This is a genomic window from Pseudomonas sp. P5_A2_2, assembly GCF_054177685.1.
On record NZ_JBGCUL010000988.1, the window covers coordinates 1 to 1610 of the forward strand.

Here is a 1610-nt window from a genome sequence, read left to right on the forward strand (position 1 = left end):
GACCTGAGGATCTCGCAGTATTCCGCCGAACGAGATGATGGATTTGCGTTGCTCTTCGCTAGCCAGTTGGGCGCGCAGTTGGTCTTTCTGCTGGTTGCTGAGCCAGCTAACTGACTCGAAGTTGTCGGGCAATACCTTGAGTACCAGCAAGCCGAGAAGCACAACTGGCGCGCCTTCAATCAGGAACATCCACTGCCACCCACGCAGGCCCCCAACATCATGAAAGCCTTGCAGGATACCGCCCGATAACGGGCCACCGACGACCCCGGCCAGCGGCACGGCAATGGCAAACAACGCGGTTACTTGTGCGCGCCTACTGGCTGGATACCAGCGGTTTAGGTACACCAAAATGCCTGGGAAAAATCCGGCCTCGGCGACGCCGAGCAAGAAGCGCAACGCGTAGAAGCCCTCAGCGTTTTCGATCAACAGCATGCTAGTCGACAGCGTTCCCCAGACGACCATCAACAAAGCGATCCAGCGCCGTGGCCCAATGCGATCCAAGGCAATGTTGCTGGGGACACCAAACATCGCGTACGCAACAAAGAACAGGCCTGCACCAAAGCCGTAGACGGTATCGCTGAATTGCAGGTCGGCGCCCATCTGCATCTTGGCGAAACCAATGTTGATCCGATCAAGATGAGCAAACAGGTAACACACCAGCAGCAGTGGCATCAGCCGCCAAGTCACTGTGCGGTGGGTCGACATTGAGGCATCGCTCAAAGGCTGTGTAGCGGAAGTGGCTATGCTCATGATTTTGTACTTTTTGTGAGAGTGGCCGTGGGGGGGGGAGGGCTTGCTAATTCGCCTGCTGCTTGAGGAAGGCATGCACGTTGTTGAGCTTGAAGTTCAGCTCGGGGTGCAGCTCGATCATTTCAAACGACAGCGCCAGCAGACGTTCCGCCTGCAGCGGAGCAAAGTGCGCGGTAATGACTTCGAACAGCTTTTCAGCGACCTGTTGGCGCGTCGCCAGGTCGCGGCCATGGCCAACCTTCAGCGTCATGTGGACGAAGGCGTAATCGTGTTTGCCGTCGGCCATGCGCCACGTATCCAGTCGAACGCCTCGGCTTCGGATACCCCCCAGCGGAAATACACCGCTGCCCCCCAGTGTCGCGTGGACTTTTTCAAAAAGGCCCGGCAAGTCGGCCTGTAGCTCGATGTTGTCGGTGTATTCAGCAATAAAATGCGGCATGTGCCCTCCTGGTAGGCAGTTGCGCTGAACGGCGGGCGCGCCCCTGCCGCTTGAGCGAAATTCAGAGCGGGAAAATGGCGTTGATCTGGCCGGTTCCGGAGCTGCCAAAGGGCTCTGTGAGGACTTCGACCGGCTTGTTGTAGTCCGGTCCGCCCAGCAGACCCAAGAGCATTGCGGTGTCGTGCATCTTGCCCTCGCCGAAGCAGTGCTCGGCGTAATCAGGAAGCATCGCGCAGAACTCTTTGAATCGACCTTCACGCCACAGCTTGACCACGTGCATGTCGACCTGTTTGTCGAATTCGCGCGTCCAGTTGTGGATGTTGGCTTCCGCTTCGCGATCGTCAGAGAAACGGTGTGACAGAGAACCGGAGGCCAGCACCAGGACTTTGCGGTCGCTCTTCTCGATTGCGCGGCGTACGGC

3 protein-coding genes are annotated in these 1610 nt (G+C 58.1%); all 3 read right to left on the reverse strand.

All coding sequences use genetic code 11. The annotated features are described in order from the left end of the window. A partial coding sequence (locus ACXRVY_RS28065; protein WP_458238840.1) for an MFS transporter occupies window positions 1–750 on the reverse strand: 750 nt, incomplete at its 3' end. A 46-nt stretch (window positions 751–796) separates the two neighbouring features. Then, entirely contained in the window at window positions 797–1189 is a 393-nt protein-coding gene (locus tag ACXRVY_RS28070; protein ID WP_223457532.1) for a 5-carboxymethyl-2-hydroxymuconate Delta-isomerase, read from the reverse strand. Window positions 1190–1250: 61 nt separating this feature from the next. Continuing rightward, a partial coding sequence (locus ACXRVY_RS28075; RefSeq protein ID WP_458238841.1) for a DODA-type extradiol aromatic ring-opening family dioxygenase occupies window positions 1251–1610 on the reverse strand: 360 nt, incomplete at its 5' end.